Consider the following 5,198-nt stretch of genomic DNA (forward strand, 5'->3'; position numbering starts at 1 on the left):
GGATTTTACCTATCATGGCAACACCTATACCCTTTTCATCAAGCTTCGCTTTAATAGGGCTGTAATTTTCCTGACTACATACCACCAGCATTGACCCGCTGGATATGAGCTTTAAATAATCTATTGCGAAATGACTGCACAGTTTTTTTGTAATGTCCGACACAGGTATTTCGTCTTCATCTACTACTATTCCCATTCCCAGTGCATTTGAGGCCTCCCATACAGCCCCTTCAACTCCACCTTCAGTAATGTCATGCATATATTTAACTCCTACAGATGCACAGATCATTCCTTCGTTTACAACACTGAGGTAATTCAAATAGTCCTTTGCCTCGCCAAGCTCCTCTACAGTAAATCCCGCATTCAGAAGTTCTTCTTCTTTTTCCTCTGCAATTATTGTTGATCCTTCCATTCCGCTAAGCTTGGTCATTAGTACACAATCGCCGTTTTTCACTTCTTCTGTAGTATTTTTCTTGTCTTTTATTCCTACTGCTGTCATTGACAGTACTATCCTGTTAACTGCATTTGTAATCTCAGTATGGCCACCTACAATTTCCACATTGATTTCAGCACTTGCTTCATTGGCCTCACACATTATGTTTTTGATTGTTTCCTTAGTTGTTTCAGGAGGTGCCAGTATTGTTATTAGCAATGCTACAGGCTCAGCTCCACCTGCTGCAATATCGTTGCAGGCAACATTTACTGCGATTTTTCCAAGATTTTTCTCTGCACCTGTTATTGGATCAGATGACAACACGCAATATTTGTCTCCATAATCAACTATCGCACAATCCTTTCCCACTGCAGCCCTTTCTATTACTTCTTCTCTTCTATTTTTAATTGAAGATATTACAAGATCTTCAAGTACCTTGTTAGGCAGTTTTCCAATATCCATTTAAACGCCTCCATAAGTTATTATATTATAAATTCATTACTTATTTAATCTATAGAATTAATTAATATATTATTCCTAGTTGATATTAACATAAATTGCTCTTCAGGTAAAGTATTCAGCCACAATTTAAAGTAAAAAAAAGGAGCCCTTAGGCTCCTCAATTTTCTGAATTTTACTTCTCGATATATGTCCATTTGAAATCATAGTCTGATCCAACTGGATATATTGCAAGACCTTTAACATATGGTTTAACCATTATATTTTTATTAGGGTGGTAAAGTGGGTAGATAGGAAGTTCAGCAACTATTAGTGCTTCTGCTGCAACCATAGCGTCTATTCTTTCGTCTCCCTGTCCCTCGATTGCTGTCTTGATAGCTGCATCATAGTCAGCATTGCTCCAGTAAGCATCGTTGTTTCCACCATCTGTAATCCACATATCCATGAATGTAAGAGGATCGTTGTAGTCTCCACCCCATCCAGCATAAGTGATTTGGTAAGTTCCAGTATTATATCTTTCAAGTCTCATTGCAAATGACATTTGCTCGATAGCAAGCTCAACGCCAAGAGTTTGTTTCCACTGGCTTTGGAAAAACTGAGCAATATTGCTCCATGTGTCTCCTTCACCTGCTACTATTGTTACGTCAGCAGCAAACTCTTCTTTTGTAGCTCCAACTTCAGCTAAAGCTTCTTCAAAAAGTTTTACAGCTTCTTCTGGATCATAGGCTGGAAGTACAGACATTCTATCTTCTGCAAATGAATGACCTTTACCTGCAAGAGTTGGAGGTGTATGACCTTCTGCAACCATTCCCAATCCTTTTCTAACTACGTTTACGTAAGTTTCAGCATCTGTAGCAAGAGCGAAAGCAAGTCTCATCTTGTAGTTTGAGAAATACTTGTCTTTTACATTGTACTGTAGATACCAAGTAGTTGCTTCTGCTATTGATTGATATTCAGGACTTTCGATATATTTTTCAAGAAATTCTGCAGGTACGTCAACCTTATCAAGCTGATCTGTATCATACATTTGGATTTTCGTATTGTTCTCAGTGATCATATAACCAGTGATTTTGTCAAGCTTAACTGTGTCAGCATCCCAGTACTCTTCATTCTTAACTAGAGTAAGACTGTCTTCATGAATCCAATCACTTACAGCAAATGGTCCGCTGTATACCATCATGTTTGCCTCAGTACCATATGCATCTCCCATAGCTTCAACTGCAGCTTTTTGTGCAGGAAGGTAAGTGATGAATGATGTAAGACTTAAGAAGAAAGGTGTAGGTCTAAGAAGTGTAACTTCTAGAGTTTTTTCATCTACAGCTTTGATTCCCACTGTTGCTGGATCTGTTGTTGCGCCAGTATTGAATTCTTCAGCACCAGCTATGTGATAGAACTGATAAGAATATTCTGCTGCAGTTGCAGGATCGATTGCTCTTATCCATGCTGCTTCAAAATCCTGTGCAGTTATTGCAGTTCCGTCAGACCAGTTAGCATCTCTCAATGTGAATGTGTAAACCAATCCATCTTCACTAATATTAATGTTATCTGCAAGACCATCGCCTACAGATCCGTCAGGATTAAGTCTTACCATACCTTCAAGAGTAGCATTCAATAACCAGAATGATACTTGGTCAGTAGTTGTCTGTGGATCCATGTCAGGTGGTTCCTGAGTCCAGTTCCATGTCAAAGACTGTTCTTCCATTGTTGGTTCTTCTGATGGTTCTTCTCCTGGTTCTTCTGTTGGTTCTTCTGTTGGTTCTTCTGGATCATCTGCAGGCTGGGTACATCCTGTAAATGCCAAAGTGAATACCATTGCAAGAACTAGTAGAAGTGCTAATAATCTTTTCTTCATCTTGAGTGTTCCCCCTTGATTTTTGTGGACTTTCGTCCTATAAAACCGGCTTGTTGGATTTGCCGATTAAAAACTCCTATAGAAATTATATTACTGTAACATGATCTTTGCAAATTAAAAAAACTTAACAATTAAGATTCCTTCACTAAATGACAGGCTACGAAATGACCCGGACGTACTTCTCTTAACTGGGGTTCCTCCATTCTACATATCTCTTGACAAAGAGGACATCTTCCCTGAAATTTACATCCCGGTGGAATATTAATTGGACTTGGCACGTCTCCTTCAAGAAGAATTCTATGCTTTGCCCTCGAAGCCTCAGGATCCGGAATTGGAACTGCGGACATTAATGCCTTTGTGTAAGGATGAAGTGGATTGTCATATATTTCTTTTGAAGTTGTAAGCTCCACAATTGATCCGAGATACATTACTGCCACCCTGTCGGAGATATGCTTTACCATGCTAAGGTCATGGGCAATAAACAGATATGTAAGTCCCAGTTCCTTTTGCAGATCCTGAAGGAGGTTTACAACCTGTGCCTGTATTGAAACATCAAGTGCCGATATGGGCTCGTCACATACAATAAACTCTGGTTCTATTGCAAGAGCTCTAGCAATTCCTATTCTCTGCCTCTGCCCGCCACTGAACTCGTGTGGAAATCTATTTGCATGCTCCCTGCTTAAACCAACAAGTTCCAATAACTCATATATTCTTTTTTGTCTTTCCATTCCTGAATACAAGTTGTGGATGTCTATTCCCTCGCCTATAATGTCAGTAACCGTCATCCTTGGATTGAGGGATGCATATGGATCCTGAAATATCATCTGTGCCCGCCTTGTGAACTTTTTCTGTTCTGCTTTATTAAGCTTGCTCACATTTATATCGTCAAATATTACGTCTCCGCCTGTAGGTTCGTACAATCTTATAATTGTCCTTCCAGTTGTAGATTTTCCACAACCGGACTCCCCTACAAGACCAAGAGTTTCACCGACTTTGATATCGAAGGATATATCATCAACAGCCTTAAGAATCTGACCTCTTCCAACTTTAAAATACTTCTTTAGATTTCTAACACTTATTAAGGTTTTATCTTCTGTCATGATTCGTCCCTCCTTCCTGTAACGGGATTTATAACTTCAGGTGCCAGGTCATGTTTCAACCAGCATCTTACATAATGGTTATCTGTAACATCTGATATCTCCGGCATGGCTTCTTTGCAGACCTTCATTGAATATTCGCATCTGGCTGCAAAAGGACATCCCTTTGGAGGTGCGATAAGGTCTGGAGGAGTACCATCTATTGGTACAAGCCTTACCTCCGATTCAACATCAAGTCTTGGTACTGACTGCAACAGTCCCCATGTATATGGATGCTGCGCATTGTAGAATATTTCATTTGTATCGCCATATTCAATAATTATTCCTGCATACATTACAGCAATCTTTTTTGCTACGTCAGCCACAACACCAAGGTCGTGGGTAATGAGTATAATTGCAGTATTCAACTTGTCCTGAAGATCTTGCATAAGGTCCATTATCTGGGCCTGGATTGTAACATCAAGTGCAGTTGTAGGCTCATCAGCTATCAAAAGCTTTGGATTACAGGCAAGGGCAATTGCTATCATTGCTCTCTGCCTCATTCCACCTGAATATTCGTGAGGATACTGCTTTGCTCTCTTATCAGGATTTGGAAGTCCAACAACCTTAAGCATTTCAACAGCCCTATTGTGAGCTTCTGATTTTGTCATGTTCTGATGTTTTATGAGAACTTCCATTATCTGCTTTCCTACCTTCATTGTAGGATTAAGAGATGTCATTGGATCCTGGAATATCATCGATATGTCCCTTCCCCTTATCTTCTCCATTTCCTTGTCTGAATAGTCAAGTAAATTCTTGCCTTCAAATATTACCTCTCCTGCTTTGATCTTTCCAGGAGGCATTGGAATCAACTGCATGATGGTCTGAGCCGATACAGATTTACCGCATCCGGACTCCCCAACTATAGCAAGGGTTTCACCTTTTTTCAGTTCATAGTCAACACCTCTTACAGCCTTTACTTCACCTGCATATGTATCAAATGCAACATGGAGGTTTTTCACATGTAGCAAAATATCATTATCTTTTTTAATTTCACTCATCTTATTTCCTCCTAATTTCTCAATCTTGGATCCAGTGCGTCTCTTAATCCGTCACCCAACAGGTTGAATGCCAACATGAATACACAAATCAGCGCTGCAGGGAAAAACAACATATAAGGGTGTATAAGAAGCATTGTTGTTCCCGATTGAGCCAGAGAACCCCAACTTGCATTCGGAGCAGGTATTCCCAGTCCCAAATATGAAAGGAATGCTTCTGTAAATACTGCACTTGGTACCTGAAAAGTAAGATTGATGATTATAGGTCCCATTGTGTTTGGAATAAGATGTCTAAGGATAAGTCTTCCCGTATCCGCACC

Annotated in this window: 5 protein-coding genes; all 5 read right to left on the reverse strand. The window is 39.8% G+C overall.

Features of this window, described 5'->3' with window-relative positions; genetic code table 11:
- On the reverse strand, positions 1 to 895 hold an 895-nt coding region (locus AC3AX0_RS06775; RefSeq protein ID WP_487549547.1), incomplete at its 3' end, for an AIR synthase family protein.
- Between the two features lie 172 nt (positions 896 to 1,067).
- Positions 1,068 to 2,744: a peptide ABC transporter substrate-binding protein gene (locus AC3AX0_RS06780; protein ID WP_487549548.1), complete on the reverse strand. Its 1,677-nt coding sequence runs from the start codon at positions 2,742 to 2,744 to the stop codon at positions 1,068 to 1,070.
- Between the two features lie 131 nt (positions 2,745 to 2,875).
- Positions 2,876 to 3,844: an ABC transporter ATP-binding protein gene (locus tag AC3AX0_RS06785; RefSeq protein ID WP_487549549.1), complete on the reverse strand. Its 969-nt coding sequence runs from the start codon at positions 3,842 to 3,844 to the stop codon at positions 2,876 to 2,878.
- Complete coding sequence (locus tag AC3AX0_RS06790; RefSeq protein ID WP_487549550.1) at positions 3,841 to 4,881, reverse strand: ABC transporter ATP-binding protein; 1,041 nt, start codon at positions 4,879 to 4,881, stop codon at positions 3,841 to 3,843. Before AC3AX0_RS06790 ends, AC3AX0_RS06785 begins: the two co-directional genes overlap by 4 nt.
- Positions 4,882 to 4,892: 11 nt before the next feature.
- Positions 4,893 to 5,198: ABC transporter permease (locus tag AC3AX0_RS06795; protein WP_487549551.1), on the reverse strand; the 306-nt coding region annotated here is incomplete at its 5' end.

It is taken from the genome of Dethiosulfatibacter sp., from assembly GCF_983023055.1.

Bases quoted from the DNA above. Each gene is read 5' to 3' on its own strand.
- AC3AX0_RS06780 (WP_487549548.1), bottom strand. From the start codon at position 2,744: ATGAAGAAAAGATTATTAGCACTTCTACTAGTTCTTGCAATGGTATTC.
- AC3AX0_RS06790 (WP_487549550.1), bottom strand. From the start codon at position 4,881: ATGAGTGAAATTAAAAAAGATAATGATATTTTGCTACATGTGAAAAAC.
- AC3AX0_RS06785 (WP_487549549.1), bottom strand. From the start codon at position 3,844: ATGACAGAAGATAAAACCTTAATAAGTGTTAGAAATCTAAAGAAGTAT.